This window comes from Streptomyces sp. NPDC088747 (assembly GCF_044751025.1).
Taxonomy (GTDB): domain Bacteria; phylum Actinomycetota; class Actinomycetes; order Streptomycetales; family Streptomycetaceae; genus Streptomyces.
Window position 1 is genome coordinate 163,352 of the sequence record NZ_JBIVKZ010000010.1, and the last position, 15,733, is coordinate 179,084.

Here is a 15,733-nt window from a genome sequence, read left to right on the forward strand (position 1 = left end):
TTTAAGACATGGGACTCGAAGAAAAACTGCCGAGCGGATTCCTGCTGACCACCGTCGAGCAGGCCGCGGGCTGGGTGCGTAAGTCGTCCGTCTTCCCCGCCACGTTCGGACTCGCCTGCTGTGCCATCGAGATGATGACGACCGGCGCAGGGCGCTATGACCTGGCGCGCTTCGGGATGGAGGTCTTCCGCGGCTCGCCGCGGCAGGCGGACCTGATGATCGTGGCCGGCCGGGTCAGCCAGAAGATGGCGCCGGTGCTGCGGCAGGTCTACGACCAGATGCCCAACCCCAAGTGGGTGATCTCCATGGGGGTTTGTGCCTCATCGGGCGGAATGTTCAACAACTACGCGATTGTGCAGGGCGTCGACCACGTCGTTCCGGTCGACATCTATCTGCCCGGCTGCCCGCCGCGGCCCGAGATGCTGATGGACGCGATTCTCAAGCTCCACCAGAAGATCCAGACCTCCAAGCTCGGCGTGAACGCCGAGGAGGCGGCCCGCGAGGCGGAGGAAGCGGCGCTCAAGGCGCTCCCCACCATTGAGATGAAGGGGCTGCTGCGGTGAGCGACGCCAGCAACGGGGTCAACCCCGAGAAGGATCTCGGCGCCTCCAACCTCCCCGGCCAGCGGGGCGACGGCGGCGAGGAGATCCGCGTCCAGCGCGGCATGTTCGGCGCCAACAACGGCGGGGACACCTCCGGCTACGGCGGCCTGGTCCGCTCGATCCGGCTGCCGGGCCCGGCTGCCCGTCCGTACGGCGGCTGGTTCGACGAGGTCGCCGACGAACTGGAAGGCGCCCTGGAGGAACAGGGACTCGTCCCCGAGAACGTGATCGACAGGACGGTCGTCGACCGCGACGAGATCACCTTCCACATCGAACGCGAACACCTGGTCCGCGTCGCCCAGACCCTGCGCGACGACCCGGCCCTCCGCTTCGAACTGTGCACCGGCGTCTCAGGGGTCCACTACCTGCACGACAAGGGCCGCGAACTGCACGCCGTCTACCACCTGCGCTCGATCACCCACAACCGGCTGATCCGCCTGGAGGTCAGCGCCCCGGACGCCGACCCGCACGTCCCCTCGCTCGTCTCGGTGTATCCGACGAACGACTGGCACGAGCGCGAGACGTACGACTTCTTCGGGCTGGTCTTCGACGGTCACCCGGCGCTGACGCGGATCATGATGCCGGACGACTGGCAGGGCTTCCCGCAGCGCAAGGACTATCCCCTCGGCGGCATCCCCGTCGAGTACAAGGGCGCCCAGATCCCGGCTCCGGACCAGCGGAGGTCGTACTCATGAGCACGCAGACCCCTTCTTCCGGGGCGTCCGCCGCGGCGCCCCGCGAGACGACCGAGGGCACCGTCTACACGGTGACCGGAGGCGACTGGGACGAGGTCGTCCAGTCCGCCGCGAAGTCCGACGACGAGCGCATCATCGTCAACATGGGCCCGCAGCACCCGTCCACGCACGGCGTGCTCCGGCTCATCCTGGAGATCGACGGCGAGACGGTCACCGAGGCCCGCTGCGGCATCGGCTACCTGCACACCGGCATCGAGAAGAACCTCGAGTTCCGCACGTGGACGCAGGGCACCACGTTCGTGACGCGCATGGACTACCTGACGCCGTTCTTCAACGAGGCGGCCTACTGCCTCGCCGTCGAGAAGCTCCTCGGCATCGAGGACCAGATCCCCGACCGCGCCACGATCATCCGGGTGCTCCTGATGGAGCTGAACCGGCTCTCCTCCCACCTGGTGTGCATCGCCACCGGCGGCATGGAGCTGGGCGCCACCACGATCATGATCTACGGATTCCGGGATCGTGAACTCATTCTCGACATCTACGAGCTGATCACCGGTCTGCGGATGAACCACGCGTACATCCGCCCCGGCGGACTCGCCCAGGACCTGCCGCCGGGCGCGGTGGACCAGATCCGCGAGTTCGTGAAGAAGATGACGAAGAACCTTCCCGAGTACGACAAGCTCGCCACCGGGAACCCCATCTTCAAGGCCCGTATGCAGGACGTCGGCTATCTCGACCTGGCCGGCTGTATGGCCCTCGGCGCCACCGGCCCGGTCCTGCGCTCCGCGGGCCTGCCGCACGACCTCCGCAAGTCCCAGCCCTACTGCGGCTACGAGACGTACGACTTCGAGGTCCCGACCGCCGACACCTGCGACTCCTACGGGCGCTTCCTGATCCGTCTGGAGGAGATGCGCCAGTCCCTGCGCATCGTCGAGCAGTGTCTGGACCGGCTTCAGCCCGGCCCGGTCATGGTCGCCGACAAGAAGATCGCCTGGCCCGCCCAGCTCGCGCTCGGCCCCGACGGTCTCGGCAACTCCCTCGACCACATCAAGAAGATCATGGGCACCTCCATGGAGGCTCTGATCCACCACTTCAAGCTGGTGACCGAAGGCTTCCGCGTCCCGCCGGGACAGACGTACGCGGCGGTCGAGTCACCCAAGGGCGAACTCGGGGTGCACGCCGTTTCCGACGGAGGCACCCGCCCCTTCCGGGTCCACTTCAGGGACCCGTCCTTCACCAACCTTCAGGCCATGGCGGCGATGTGTGAGGGCGGCCAGGTCGCCGACGTCATCGTCGCTGTCGCGTCCATCGACCCCGTGATGGGAGGCGTAGACCGGTGACCACCACTCCCTCCCAGGGTGTAGGCCTGGGCATGCCCCAACTGCCCGCGCCCGCCTACCCGGACGACGTACGGGCCCGCCTCGAGGCCGACGGCCGCGAGATCATCGCCCGCTACCCGGACTCCCGGTCCGCGCTCCTTCCGTTGCTGCATCTCGTGCAGTCGGAGGAGGGCCATGTCACGCGCACGGGGCAGCGGTTCTGCGCGGAGATGCTGGACCTGACCACGGCCGAGGTCGCCGCGGTCGCGACCTTCTACTCCATGTACCGGCGCGGGCCCAGCGGTGACTACCAGGTGGGTGTGTGCACCAACACCCTGTGCGCGGTCATGGGCGGCGACGCCATCTTCGAGGCCCTCCAGGACCACCTGGGCGTCGGCAACGGCGGGACCACCGAAGACGGCAAGGTCACCCTGGAGCACATCGAGTGCAACGCGGCCTGCGACTTCGCGCCGGTCGTGATGGTCAACTGGGAGTTCTTCGACAACCAGACCGTGGCCTCCGCGAAGAGCCTCGTGGACGACCTGCGTGCGGGAACTCCGGTCGATCCGACCCGGGGCGCCCCTCTGTGCACCTTCAAGGACACCGCCCGGATCCTGGCCGGCTTCCCCGACGAGCGCGAGGGCGCCGTGGAGGCGAGCGGCAGCGCCGGCCCCGCCTCCCTGATCGGACTGCGCCTGGCCAAGGGCGAGACGCAGGCCCCGCGTGTGGTGCACCCGCGTGGTGAGGGCGGTGGGGAGGGCAGTGGTGAGAGCCGTCAGAGCCGGTCCTCCGCCGAGCACCTGAGCTCGCACGACGCACCGCAGGACACGTCGGCATCCGATCCGTCCAACCCGGCGGGTCCTGTCGCTGAGGAGGGGGAGTGATGACCTTGGCACCCGAGATCAACGAAACGAGCCCCGAGAAGCTGCTCGCACCCGTGCTGTCGGCCTTCTGGGACGAGGAGAAGTCCTGGAGCCTGGACGTCTACCGAAGGCACGAGGGATACGAGGGCCTGCGCAAGGCGCTCGCGATGTCGCCGGACGACCTGATCGCGTACGTCAAGGACTCCGGACTGCGCGGCCGCGGCGGCGCGGGATTCCCCACCGGAATGAAGTGGCAGTTCATTCCGCAGGGCGATGGCAAACCACACTATCTAGTTGTCAACGCCGACGAGTCGGAGCCGGGAACCTGCAAGGACATCCCGCTCCTCTTCGCGAACCCGCACAGCCTCATCGAGGGCATTGTGATCGCGTGTTATGCCATTCGGTCTTCGCATGCGTTCATCTATCTGCGTGGTGAAGTGGTCCCCGTATTGCGGCGGTTGCACGAGGCCGTACGTGAGGCCTACGCGGCCGGCTTCCTCGGCGAGAACATCCTGGGCAGTGGCCTGGACCTCCAGCTCACCGTGCACGCGGGCGCGGGCGCGTACATCTGCGGTGAGGAGACCGCACTGCTCGACTCGCTCGAAGGCCGCCGTGGTCAACCGCGGCTCCGTCCCCCTTTCCCTGCCGTCGCGGGCCTCTATGCGTGCCCAACTGTTGTAAATAACGTCGAATCGATCGCGTCAGTTCCCGCCATTCTCCAAAAGGGCAAGGAATGGTTCCGGTCGATGGGCAGCGAGAAGTCCCCGGGCTTCACGCTCTACTCGCTCAGCGGCCACGTCGCCAATCCCGGACAGTACGAGGCCCCGCTCGGCATCACGCTCCGCCAACTCCTCGGCATGAGCGGCGGGATCCGCCCCGGACACAAGCTGAAGTTCTGGACACCGGGCGGCTCCTCGACCCCGATGTTCACCGACGAGCACCTCGACGTCCCTCTTGACTACGAAGGAGTGGGCGCCGCGGGTTCCATGCTCGGCACCAAAGCACTCCAGTGCTTCGACGAGACGACCTGTGTCGTACGGGCGGTCACCCGCTGGACCGAGTTCTACGCCCACGAGTCCTGCGGCAAGTGCACACCGTGCCGCGAAGGCACGTACTGGCTCGTGCAGTTGCTGCGCGACATCGAGGCGGGCAAGGGCGCCATGTCCGACCTCGACAAGCTGAACGACATCGCCGACAACATCAACGGCAAGTCCTTCTGCGCCCTCGGCGACGGCGCCGCCTCACCGATCTTCTCCTCGCTCAAGTACTTCCGTGAGGAGTACGAGCAGCACATCACGGGCCGCGGCTGCCCCTTCGACCCCGCCAAGTCGACCGTCTGGGCGGACCACCACACGGAGGTGAACGCATGACAGTGACCACCAGCGCTCCCTCCGGAGGCGGGGAAGCGGCGGTTCCGCCGGAGGACCTCGTCGCGCTGACGATCGACGGCGTCGAGATCAGCGTGCCCAAGGGCACCCTGGTCATCCGGGCCGCCGAGCAACTCGGCATCGAGATCCCGCGGTTCTGCGACCACCCCCTCCTCGATCCGGCCGGCGCCTGCCGCCAGTGCATCGTCGAGGTCGAGGGCCAGCGCAAGCCCATGGCGTCCTGCACGATCACCTGCACGGACGGGATGGTCGTCAAGACGCACCTCACCTCGCCCGTCGCCGAGAAGGCCCAGCACGGTGTGATGGAGCTGCTGCTCATCAACCACCCGCTGGACTGCCCGGTCTGCGACAAGGGCGGCGAGTGCCCCCTGCAGAACCAGGCCATGTCGCACGGCCAGTCCGAGTCCCGCTTCGAGGGCCGGAAGCGGACCTACGAGAAGCCGGTCCCCATCTCCACGCAGGTGCTGCTCGACCGGGAGCGGTGCGTGCTGTGCGCACGGTGCACGCGGTTCAGCAACCAGATCGCCGGCGACCCGATGATCGAGATGGTCGAGCGGGGCGCGCTCCAGCAGATCGGTACCGGCGAGGGCGACCCCTTCGAGTCGTACTTCTCCGGGAACACCATCCAGATCTGTCCGGTGGGCGCCCTGACGTCGGCGGCGTACCGCTTCCGCTCGCGCCCCTTCGACCTGATCTCCTCGCCCTCCGTCTGCGAGCACTGCTCCGGAGGCTGCGCCACCCGCACCGACCACCGGCGCGGCAAGGTCATGCGGCGCCTCGCGGCCGTCGACCCCGAGGTCAACGAGGAGTGGGTCTGCGACAAGGGGCGGTTCGGATTCCGGTACGCGCAGCAGCGGGACCGGTTCGAGACGCCCCTGGTGCGTTCCGCGGAGGGTGTCCTTGAGCCGGCCTCCTGGCCCGAGGCGCTGGAAGCCGCCGCTCGGGGGCTGCTGGCGGCTCGCGGCAGGGCGGGCGTCCTGACCGGCGGCCGGCTCACCGTCGAGGACGCCTATGCGTACAGCAAGTTCGCGCGCGTGGCCCTCGACACGAACGACATCGACTTCCGCGCGCGTGTGCACAGCGGCGAGGAGGCCGACTTCCTGGCCGCCGAGGTCGCCGGGCGCGGACGGGATCTCGACGGTACGGGTGTCACGTACACCTCCCTGGAGAAGGCGCCGGCCGTTCTGCTCGTCGGCTTCGAGGCCGAGGAGGAGGCGCCCGGTGTCTTCCTGCGGCTGCGCAAGGCGTGGCGCGGGCACGGACAGCGGACCTTCTCCCTCGCCACGCACGCCACGCGCGGTCTGGCGAAGGCGGGCGGCACGCTGCTGCCGGCCGCGCCCGGTACCGAGACCGAATGGCTGGACGCGCTCGGGAGCGGGTTCGGTCTGGAGGGCGACGGGGCCAAGGCCTCCGAGGCACTGCGGGCCGAGGGTGCGGTGATCGCGGTGGGTGAGCGGCTCGCCGCCGTGGCCGGCGGTCTCACCGCCGCCGTACGGGCCGCGACCGCGACCGGGGCACACCTGGTGTGGATTCCGCGCCGGGCCGGCGAACGCGGCGCGATCGAGGCCGGTGCGCTGCCTTCGCTGCTGCCCGGCGGACGTCCGGCCACCGACCCGCGCGCGCGGGACGAGGTCGCGACGGCCTGGCGGGTCGCCGAACTCCCGCACCGCTACGGCCGCGACACCGGGCAGATCGTCGAGGCGGCCGCCGGTGGCGAGTTGCAGGCGCTGGTCGTCGCCGGTGTGGAGGTCGCCGACCTGCCCGATCCGGCACGCGCGCGTGAAGCACTTTCCGAAGTGGGCTTCCTGGTGTCGCTCGAACTGCGTCCCAGCGAGGTCACCGAGCACGCCGACGTCGTCCTGCCGGTGGCCGCGGTCGTCGAGAAGGCGGGCACCTTCCTCAACTGGGAAGGGCGCGCACGCCTGTTCGAGGCCGCGCTCAAGCCCGACCAGATGACACGCCGGCTGGCGCCCACCGACGCGCGCGTCCTGCAGATGCTGGCCGACGCCATGGACGTACACCTCGGGCTGCCGGATCTGCGCACCGTACGCGCGGAGCTGGACCGGCTGGGTGCCTGGGACGGGCCGCGGGCCACCGACCCGCTGGAGACCGCGGTGGGACTGCCGCGGCCCGCGGCGGGGGAGGCCGTGCTCGCCGGTCACCGTCTGCTGCTCGATCAGGGCCGCCTCCAGGAGGGCGACGACGCGCTCACCGGGACCCGGCACGCGGCACACGCGCGCGTGTCTGCCGCCACGGCCGCCGAGGCGGGCGTCAAGGACGGCGACGTCCTGGCCGTCACCGGTCTCTCCGGAGTCGTCGAACTCCCGCTGCGGATCACCGAGATGCCCGACCGGGTGGTCTGGCTCCCGCTGAACTCCACGGGCGGGGGAGTCGCCTCCGACACCGGGGCGCTGCCCGGCGCACTCGTCCGCATCGGCCCGGCGACCCTCGCCACCGAGGCCCCCAAGGAGGTGGAGGCATGACTCCGTACCTCGCCGCTGAAGACCTCTCGATGTTCGGCACCGACCCCTGGTGGCTGGTCGTCGTCAAGGCGGTCTTCTGCTTCGCCTTCCTGATGGTGACCGTGCTGTTCTCCATCGTGTGGGAGCGCAAGGTCGTCGCCTGGATGCAGCTGCGCATCGGTCCCAACCGGCACGGCCCCTGGGGCATGCTCCAGTCGCTCGCCGACGGCGTGAAGCTGATGCTCAAGGAAGACCTCATCGTCAAGCGCGCGGACAAGGTGGTCTACGTCCTCGCGCCGATCATCGCGGCCATCCCGGCCTTCATGGCGATCGCCGTGATCCCCTTCGGGCCCGCGGGCAACGAGGTCTCGATCTTCGGCCAGCGCACCACGATGCAGCTCACGGACCTGCCGATCGCGATGCTCTTCATCCTCGCGGTGGCCTCGGTGGGCATCTACGGGATCGTGCTCGCGGGCTGGAGCTCCGGGTCCACGTACCCGCTGCTCGGTGGTCTGCGGTCGTGCGCGCAGATGATCTCGTACGAGATCGCCATGGGCGCCGCGTTCGCCTCGGTGTTTCTCTACTCGGGGTCGATGTCGACCTCGACGATCGTCGAGGCGCAGCAGGACCGCTGGTACATCATCCTGCTGCCGGTCTCGTTCCTGATCTACATCGTGACGATGATCGGCGAGACCAACCGCGCCCCCTTCGACATGCCCGAGTCCGAGGGCGACCTGGTCGGCGGCTTCAACACCGAGTACTCGTCGATCAAGTTCGCGCTCTTCATGCTCGCCGAGTACGTGAACATGGTGACGGTCTCGGCCGTGGCGACGACGCTCTTCCTGGGCGGCTGGCGTGCCCCGTGGCCCATCAGCACCTTCTGGGAGGGCGCCAACCACGGCTGGTGGCCGATGCTCTGGTTCGTGGTGAAGGTGCAACTGCTGCTGTTCTTCTTCATCTGGCTGCGCGGCACCCTTCCGCGCGTCCGCTACGACCAGCTGATGAAGCTCGGCTGGAAGGTCCTCATCCCGGTCTCCGTGGTCTGGCTGATGCTCGTCGCGACCGTGCGGACGCTCAGGAACGAGAACTACGACTTCGCCGACATCGCGTTGTACGTCGGAGGGGGCGTCCTCGTCCTGCTGTTGCTGTCGTTCGCCGCGGACATCTTCCGGGACAGGAAGGGCGCCGAGGAGGCGCCCGTCGAGACGCCGGAGTTCGACCCGATGGCAGGCGGGTTCCCTGTGCCGCCGCAGCCTGGACAGGAGCTCCCACCGGTGCCGCGGCGCCGCCCGCGCCGTGAGCGGGAGCTGATTGTCAGTGGTGGGCCCGATACTGCGAGTGACGGATCAATTGGCGGATCTCGTGACGGAAAGGAGGGGTCCGATGGCTGAGGAGCCGAAGGAGACCGGGCAGTCGAAGCCGGGCTTCCAGAACCCCGTCGCCGGCTTCGGCGTGACCTTCAAGGCCATGTTCAAGAAGCGGCTGACCGAGCAGTACCCGGAAGAGCCCAAGACCACCGCACCGCGGTTCCACGGCCGCCACCAGCTGAACCGTCATCCCGACGGCCTGGAGAAGTGCGTCGGCTGCGAGCTCTGCGCCTGGGCCTGCCCCGCGGACGCCATCTACGTGGAGGGCGCGGACAACACCGACGAGGAGCGCTACTCCCCGGGCGAGCGGTACGGCGTCGTCTACCAGATCAACTACGCGCGCTGCATCCTGTGCGGTCTGTGCATCGAGGCGTGCCCCACGCGCGCGTTGACGATGACGAACGAGTTCGAGCTCGCCGACAGCAGCCGCGCCAACCTCATCTACACCAAGGAGCAGCTGCTCGCCGGACTCGAAGAGGGCATGGTCGACAGCCCGCACTCGATCTTCCCCGGCACCGACGAGCAGGACTACTACCGGGGGCTGGTCACGGAGGCCGCGCCCGGCACGGAGCGTCAGGTCGCCGTCTCCCGGGGCGAGAAGCCCCGCGAGGAGGGGGTGGAGGCATGAGCGCGCAGCTCGCCGCCTACTCCACCTCCACCGGAGAGGCCTTCCAGTTCTGGGTCCTGGGCACCGTCGCCGTGATCGGCGCACTGTGCACCGTCTTCATGAAGAAGGCCGTGCACAGCGCGCTCTGTCTCGCCGGAACCATGATCATCCTGGCGGTGTTCTACCTCGCCAACGGCGCGTACTTCCTGGGCGTCGTGCAGATCGTCGTCTACACCGGCGCGATCATGATGCTGTTCCTCTTCGTGGTCATGCTCGTCGGTGTCACCGCGGCGGACTCCCTGAAGGAGACCATCAAGGGGCAGCGCTGGCTGGCCCTGGTCTGCGGACTCGGCTTCGGCGTCCTGCTGGTCGCGGGCATCGGCAACGCGTCCATCTCGGAGTTCAACGGCCTGGCCGCGGCCAACTCGGGCGGGAACGTGGAGGGCCTCGCGGCCCTCATCTTCACGAAGTACGTCTTCGCCTTCGAGATCACCGGCGCCCTGCTCATCACGGCAGCCGTCGGCGCCATGGTGCTCACGCACCGCGAGCGCACCGAACGCGCCATGACCCAGCGCGAGATGTCCGAGAAGCGCGTACGGGACGGCAAGCACCTGCCGCCGCTGCCGGCGCCCGGTGTCTACGCCCGGCACAACGCGGTGGACATCGCGGGCCTCCTCCCGGACGGCACCCCGTCCGAGCTGACCGTCAGCAAGACGCTGCGGGACCGCGGCCAGATCCGTGACGTGTCGACCGAGGCACTGAGCGACCTGAAGGCCCTGGAGCAGCGTGCCGAGGAACGCCTGGAGCGCACGAAGACGGAGGAGGCGTCGAAGTGAACCCGGTCAACTATCTCTATCTCGCCGCCCTCTTGTTCACGATCGGCGCCACCGGTGTGCTGATCAGGCGGAACGCGATCGTGGTGTTCATGTGCGTCGAGCTCATGCTCAACGCCTGCAACCTCGCCTTCGTCGCCTTCTCCCGGCTGCACGGCAATCTCGACGGCCAGATCATCGCCTTCTTCACGATGGTCGTCGCCGCCGCGGAGGTCGTGGTCGGGCTCGCGATCATCGTGTCGCTGTTCCGTTCCCGCCACTCGGCCTCGGTCGACGACGCCAGCCTGATGAAGCTGTAAGGGGTCGCTGAACCGTGACTAACGCTGAGAACCTGATTGCGCTGCTCGTAGCGGCGCCTCTGCTCGGAGCGGCCGTACTGCTGTGCGGCGGACGGCGGCTGGACGCCGTCGGCCACTGGATCGGCACGGCCCTCGCCTCCGCCTCCTTCGTGATCGGCGCGATCCTCTTCGTCGACATGCTGGGCAAGGACGCCGAGCACCGGGCCATCGGCCAGCACCTGTTCAGCTGGATCCCGGTCGAGGGCTTCCAGGCCGACGTCGCCTTCCAGCTGGACCAGCTGTCGATGACGTTCGTGCTGCTGATCACCGGTGTCGGCTCCCTGATCCACCTGTACTCGATCGGGTACATGGAGCACGACGAGCGGCGCCGCCGCTTCTTCGGCTACCTGAACCTGTTCCTGGCGGCGATGCTGCTGCTCGTCCTCGCCGACAACTACCTGCTGCTGTACGTCGGCTGGGAGGGCGTCGGCCTCGCCTCGTACCTCCTGATCGGTTTCTGGCAGCACAAGCCCAGCGCCGCCACCGCCGCGAAGAAGGCCTTCCTGGTCAACCGCGTCGGCGACGTGGGCCTGTCGATCGCGATCATGCTGATGTTCACGACCTTCGGGACCTTCGCCTTCGGGCCGCTGCTCGGCACGCACGAGGAAGCCGGTCTGGCCGGCGACGCCACCGAGGGCAAGCTGACGGCCGTCGCCCTGATGCTGCTGCTAGCGGCCTGCGGCAAGTCCGCCCAGGTGCCGCTCCAGTCCTGGCTCGGGGACGCGATGGAGGGCCCGACCCCGGTCTCGGCCCTCATCCACGCCGCGACGATGGTGACCGCGGGCGTGTACCTGATCGTCCGCTCCGGTGCGATCTTCAACGCGGCGCCGGACGCGCAACTCGTCGTCACCGTGGTCGGAGCCGTCACGCTCCTGTTCGGTGCGATCGTCGGTTGCGCGAAGGACGACATCAAGAAGGCACTCGCCGGGTCGACGATGTCGCAGATCGGCTACATGGTGCTCGCCGCGGGACTCGGCCCCATCGGCTACGTCTTCGCGATCATGCACCTGGTGACCCACGGCTTCTTCAAGGCCGGGCTCTTCCTCGGCGCCGGTTCGGTCATGCACGGCATGAACGACGAGGTCGACATGAGGAAGTACGGCGGCCTGCGGAAGTACATGCCGGTCACCTTCGTCACCTTCGGTCTCGGCTACCTCGCCATCATCGGGTTCCCCGGCCTGTCCGGCTTCTTCTCCAAGGACAAGATCATCGAGGCGGCCTTCGCCAAGGGCGGCACCGAGGGCTGGATCCTCGGCGGCACGGCCCTGCTGGGCGCGGCGATCACGGCGTTCTACATGACGCGCGTGATGCTGATGACGTTCTTCGGCGAGGAGCGCTGGCGCAACGCGCCGACCGCGTCCCCGGCCGAGCCGGGCGTGGAGCCCGCGGCCGAGCACGGCGGCGAGCACTCCGAGCCGCACCCGCACGAGTCGCCAAGGTCGATGACGATCCCCATGATCGTGCTCGCCTTCGGATCGGTCTTCGCGGGCGGCCTGTTCAGCGTCGGCGACCGGTTCCTGCACTGGCTGGAGCCGATCACCGGTCACGACCACGGCGACGCGCCGATCAGCGCCACGACGGTCACCCTGGCCACCATGGTCGTGCTCGTCATCGGCGTCGCGATCGCGTACGCCCAGTACGGGCGCCGTCCCGTCCCGGCCGTCGCCCCGCGCGGTTCGCTGCTCACCCGCGCGGCCCGCCGTGACCTGCTCCAGGACGACTTCAACCACGTCGTGCTGGTGCGCGGCGGGGAGCATCTCACGCGCTCCCTGGTGTACGTCGACCACACCCTGGTCGACGGGGTCGTCAACGGCACGGCGGCCTCGATGGGCGGCCTCTCCGGCCGTCTCCGCAAGCTGCAGAACGGGTACGCGCGGTCGTACGCGGTCTCGATGTTCGGCGGTGCGGCGATCCTCATCGCCGCGACCCTGCTGATGAGGGCGGTCTGATACCGATGTCGTTTCCTCTGCTGACAGCGACGGCGGCGCTCCCGGCTCTCGGGGCGATCGCCACGGCCGCCGTGCCGGCCTCGCGACGAGTCGCCGCCAAGTGGCTGGCGCTGCTCGTCTCGCTTGCCACGTTCGTGCTGGCGGTCGTGGTCCTGCTCCGCTTCGACCCCGACGGCGACCGGTACCAGCTCACCGAGTCCCACGCCTGGATCGCGGACTTCGGAGTGCGCTACGAACTGGGCGTGGACGGCATCGGGGTGGCGCTGGTCGCGCTGACCGCGCTGCTGATCCCGTTCATCATCCTCGCGGGCTGGCACGACGCCGACCCGCACGAGACCGGGAACAAGAGGTGGAGGCCGACACAGGGCTTCTTCGCCCTGATCCTGGCCGTCGAGGCGATGGTGATCATCTCCTTCGAGGCCACCGACGTCTTCCTCTTCTACATCTTCTTCGAAGCCATGCTCATCCCGATGTACTTTCTCATCGGCGGCTTCGGGGACAAGGCCCACGAGCACGGCGACGAGGTCGCGGCGACGCAACGGTCGTACGCCGCCGTGAAGTTCCTCCTCTACAACCTGGTCGGCGGCCTGATCATGCTGGCCGCCGTCATCGGTCTCTACGTGGTGGCCGGGAACTTCTCGCTCCAGGAGATCGCCGAGGCGCGGGCCAACGGGTCGCTGGAGATGGCGACCAACACCGAGCGATGGCTTTTCCTGGGCTTCTTCTTCGCGTTCGCGGTCAAGGCGCCGCTGTGGCCGCTGCACACCTGGCTGCCCAACGCCATGGGCGAGTCGACGGCCCCGGTCGCGGTGCTGATCACGGCGGTCGTCGACAAGGTCGGCACCTTCGCGATGCTCCGGTACTGCCTCCAGCTCTTCCCCGAGGCCTCGAAGTGGGCGACGCCCGTCATCCTCGTACTGGCGCTCGTCAGCATCATCTACGGGGCGCTGCTCGCGGTCGGCCAGCGGGACATCAAGCGGCTGGTGGCCTACGCGTCGATCTCGCACTTCGGGTTCATCATCCTGGGCATCTTCGCGATGACGAGCCAGGGCCAGTCGGGCGCCACGCTCTACATGGTCAACCACGGAATCTCGACGGCCGCCCTGATGCTGGTGGCGGGCTTCCTGATCTCGCGGCGCGGTTCGCGGCTGATCGCCGACTACGGAGGGGTGCAGAAAGTGGCCCCGGTGCTCGCGGGCACCTTCCTGATCGGCGGCCTGGCGACCCTCTCGCTCCCCGGGCTCGCGCCCTTCGTGAGTGAGTTCCTCGTCCTGGTCGGCGTGTTCGCGCGCTACCCGGCCGTCGGCATCATCGCCACCTTCGGCATCGTGCTCGCCGCGCTCTACACCCTCGTCCTCTACCAGCGGACGATGACGGGCCCGGTGAAGCCGCAGGTCGCGGAGTTGCCCGACCTCAGGGTGCGCGAGCTTCTGGTCGTCACCCCGCTGATCGCCCTGCTGATCTTCCTGGGCGTCTACCCGAAGCCGCTCACCGACATCGTCAACCCGGCGGTCAAGCAGACCATGTCGGACGTACACAAGACGGACCCCCAGCCTGACGTGGAGGCGGCCAAGTGAGCGCAGTAGCCGTCCACAGTCTGTGGACAACCGCGGCCGACCCGATCAGCAAGATCGACGCGCCGAAGATCGAATACGGGCAGTTGTCGCCCACCTTGATCGTCATCGGGGCGGCGATCGTCGGAGTGCTGATCGAGGCGTTCGTTCCGCGCAAGTCCCGTTACGTCGTCCAGGTGTTCGTGTCGGCCTTCGCACTCGCCGCCGCGTTCGCCGCCGTCGTGGCACTCGCGGCGGGCGGATACGGCACCACGAAGGCACACATCGCGGCCATGGGCGCGATCGCCGTCGACGGGCCCGCACTGTTCCTCCAGGGCACGATCCTGCTGGCCGGACTGCTCGGCGTCTTCACCTTCGCCGAACGGCGGCTCGATCCGGAGGCGCACGGCAAGCGGGTCGACTCGTTCGCCGCGCAGGCCGCGTCCGTACCCGGCAGCGACAGCGAGAAGGCCGCCGTGAAGGCCGGGTTCACCACCACCGAGGTGTTCCCGCTGCTGCTCTTCGCGGTCGGCGGCATGCTGATCTTCCCGGCCGCCAACGACCTGCTGACGCTGTTCATCGCGCTGGAGGTCTTCTCCCTCCCGCTCTACCTCCTGTGCGCCGTGGCCCGCCGCAAGCGGCTCATGTCACAGGAAGCGGCCGTCAAGTACTTCCTGCTCGGCGCCTTCGCCTCCGCGTTCACGCTGTTCGGCATCGCCCTGCTGTACGGCTACGCCGGCTCGGTGTCGTACGCCACGATCGCGCAGGTCGTCGACGGCACCATCCAGAGCGTCGACCCCGCGCTCGCCGACACCATGGGCAACGACGCGCTGCTGCTCATCGGCGCCGCGATGGTCGTCATGGGACTGCTGTTCAAGGTCGGCGCGGTGCCGTTCCACATGTGGACCCCGGACGTCTACCAGGGCGCGCCGACACCGGTCACCGGCTTCATGGCGGCGGCGACGAAGGTGGCCGCCTTCGGCGCGCTGCTCAGGCTGCTCTACGTCGTCCTGCCCGGCCTGCGCTGGGACTGGCGGCCGGTCATGATGGCCGTCGCGGTCGTCACCATGCTGGGCGGAGCGATCGTCGCGATCACGCAGACCGACATCAAGCGGCTGCTGGCGTACTCGTCCATCGCGCACGCCGGTTTCATCCTCGCCGGTGTCATCGCGACCTCGCCGGACGGCGTCTCCTCGGTGCTCTTCTACCTGGGCGCCTACTCCTTCGTCACGATCGGCGCCTTCGCCGTGGTGACCCTGGTGAGGGACGCGGGCGGGGAGGCCACGCACCTGTCCAAGTGGGCGGGGCTCGGACGCAGGTCCCCGCTGGTGGCGGCCGTGTTCGCGGTCTTCCTGCTGGCCTTCGCGGGCATCCCGCTGACCTCCGGGTTCGCCGGGAAGTTCGCCGTGTTCAAGGCGGCGGCCGAGGGCGGTGCGGGCGCGCTGGTCGTGGTCGGTGTGATCTCGTCAGCGATCGCGGCCTTCTTCTACATCCGCGTGATCGTGCTCATGTTCTTCAGCGAGCCACGGGCGGACGGCCCGACCGTCGCGGTGCCGTCGCCGCTGACCATGACGGCGATCGCGGTGGGCGTGGCGGTCACCCTCGTACTGGGTGTGGCACCCCAGTACTTCCTGGACCTCGCAGGCCAGGCAGGGGTGTTCGTGCGCTGACCGCATCCACCTCATACGGGTAGGGACCCGCTCCTCGGGGAGCGGGTCCCTACGCGTTTTCACCGGTGTCCCGCCCAGCATGGGAGG

Annotated in this window: 13 protein-coding genes; all 13 read left to right on the forward strand. The window is 68.6% G+C overall.

From position 1 onward, the window contains the following. The first annotated feature begins 8 nt into the window (after window positions 1-8). The 13 genes from ACIP79_RS23895 to nuoN are packed head-to-tail and all read left to right on the forward strand — an operon-like array spanning window position 9 to window position 15,646. Window positions 9-563, forward strand: coding sequence for an NADH-quinone oxidoreductase subunit B family protein (locus ACIP79_RS23895; protein ID WP_016640165.1), 555 nt, complete (start codon window positions 9-11; stop codon window positions 561-563). Continuing rightward, window positions 560-1,297, forward strand: a complete 738-nt coding sequence (locus ACIP79_RS23900) for an NADH-quinone oxidoreductase subunit C (RefSeq protein WP_383678601.1) — start codon at window positions 560-562, stop codon at window positions 1,295-1,297. Before ACIP79_RS23895 ends, ACIP79_RS23900 begins: the two co-directional genes overlap by 4 nt. Next, window positions 1,294-2,637: an NADH-quinone oxidoreductase subunit D gene (locus ACIP79_RS23905; RefSeq protein ID WP_383678603.1), complete on the forward strand. Its 1,344-nt coding sequence runs from the start codon at window positions 1,294-1,296 to the stop codon at window positions 2,635-2,637. Before ACIP79_RS23900 ends, ACIP79_RS23905 begins: the two co-directional genes overlap by 4 nt. Beyond that, a complete protein-coding gene (nuoE, locus tag ACIP79_RS23910) occupies window positions 2,634-3,500 on the forward strand; it encodes an NADH-quinone oxidoreductase subunit NuoE (RefSeq protein WP_401226517.1) in 867 nt (288 codons plus the stop codon). Before ACIP79_RS23905 ends, nuoE begins: the two co-directional genes overlap by 4 nt. Continuing rightward, complete coding sequence (gene nuoF, locus ACIP79_RS23915; RefSeq protein WP_383678606.1) at window positions 3,497-4,849, forward strand: NADH-quinone oxidoreductase subunit NuoF; 1,353 nt, start codon at window positions 3,497-3,499, stop codon at window positions 4,847-4,849. The genes nuoE and nuoF overlap by 4 nt, the downstream gene beginning before the upstream one ends. Further along, window positions 4,846-7,350: an NADH-quinone oxidoreductase subunit G gene (locus tag ACIP79_RS23920; protein WP_401226519.1), complete on the forward strand. Its 2,505-nt coding sequence runs from the start codon at window positions 4,846-4,848 to the stop codon at window positions 7,348-7,350. The genes nuoF and ACIP79_RS23920 overlap by 4 nt, the downstream gene beginning before the upstream one ends. Next, window positions 7,347-8,720: an NADH-quinone oxidoreductase subunit NuoH gene (gene nuoH, locus ACIP79_RS23925; protein WP_401226520.1), complete on the forward strand. Its 1,374-nt coding sequence runs from the start codon at window positions 7,347-7,349 to the stop codon at window positions 8,718-8,720. Before ACIP79_RS23920 ends, nuoH begins: the two co-directional genes overlap by 4 nt. Further along, window positions 8,713-9,324, forward strand: a complete 612-nt coding sequence (gene nuoI / locus ACIP79_RS23930) for an NADH-quinone oxidoreductase subunit NuoI (RefSeq protein ID WP_401226521.1) — start codon at window positions 8,713-8,715, stop codon at window positions 9,322-9,324. The genes nuoH and nuoI overlap by 8 nt, the downstream gene beginning before the upstream one ends. Further along, window positions 9,321-10,139 (forward strand): NADH-quinone oxidoreductase subunit J, encoded by an 819-nt coding sequence (locus ACIP79_RS23935; protein ID WP_401226522.1) that lies wholly within the window; start codon window positions 9,321-9,323, stop codon window positions 10,137-10,139. The genes nuoI and ACIP79_RS23935 overlap by 4 nt, the downstream gene beginning before the upstream one ends. After that, window positions 10,136-10,435 (forward strand): NADH-quinone oxidoreductase subunit NuoK, encoded by a 300-nt coding sequence (gene nuoK / locus ACIP79_RS23940; protein ID WP_006133113.1) that lies wholly within the window; start codon window positions 10,136-10,138, stop codon window positions 10,433-10,435. The genes ACIP79_RS23935 and nuoK overlap by 4 nt, the downstream gene beginning before the upstream one ends. A gap of 14 nt (window positions 10,436-10,449) precedes the next feature. Then, window positions 10,450-12,423 (forward strand): NADH-quinone oxidoreductase subunit L, encoded by a 1,974-nt coding sequence (nuoL, locus tag ACIP79_RS23945; protein WP_401226523.1) that lies wholly within the window; start codon window positions 10,450-10,452, stop codon window positions 12,421-12,423. 5 nt (window positions 12,424-12,428) lie between these two features. Next, complete coding sequence (locus ACIP79_RS23950; RefSeq protein WP_401226524.1) at window positions 12,429-14,000, forward strand: NADH-quinone oxidoreductase subunit M; 1,572 nt, start codon at window positions 12,429-12,431, stop codon at window positions 13,998-14,000. Next, window positions 13,997-15,646, forward strand: a complete 1,650-nt coding sequence (nuoN, locus tag ACIP79_RS23955; protein WP_383678619.1) for an NADH-quinone oxidoreductase subunit NuoN — start codon at window positions 13,997-13,999, stop codon at window positions 15,644-15,646. Before ACIP79_RS23950 ends, nuoN begins: the two co-directional genes overlap by 4 nt. Window positions 15,647-15,733 lie beyond the last annotated feature (87 nt).

Excerpts from the sequence above, each read along its gene's own strand:
- ACIP79_RS23950 (WP_401226524.1), top strand. The coding sequence starts at position 12,429 with ATGTCGTTTCCTCTGCTGACAGCGACGGCGGCGCTCCCGGCTCTCGGG.
- ACIP79_RS23935 (WP_401226522.1), top strand. The coding sequence starts at position 9,321 with ATGAGCGCGCAGCTCGCCGCCTACTCCACCTCCACCGGAGAGGCCTTC.
- ACIP79_RS23905 (WP_383678603.1), top strand. The coding sequence starts at position 1,294 with ATGAGCACGCAGACCCCTTCTTCCGGGGCGTCCGCCGCGGCGCCCCGC.
- nuoH (WP_401226520.1), top strand. The coding sequence starts at position 7,347 with ATGACTCCGTACCTCGCCGCTGAAGACCTCTCGATGTTCGGCACCGAC.
- ACIP79_RS23895 (WP_016640165.1), top strand. The coding sequence starts at position 9 with ATGGGACTCGAAGAAAAACTGCCGAGCGGATTCCTGCTGACCACCGTC.
- ACIP79_RS23920 (WP_401226519.1), top strand. The coding sequence starts at position 4,846 with ATGACAGTGACCACCAGCGCTCCCTCCGGAGGCGGGGAAGCGGCGGTT.
- nuoI (WP_401226521.1), top strand. The coding sequence starts at position 8,713 with ATGGCTGAGGAGCCGAAGGAGACCGGGCAGTCGAAGCCGGGCTTCCAG.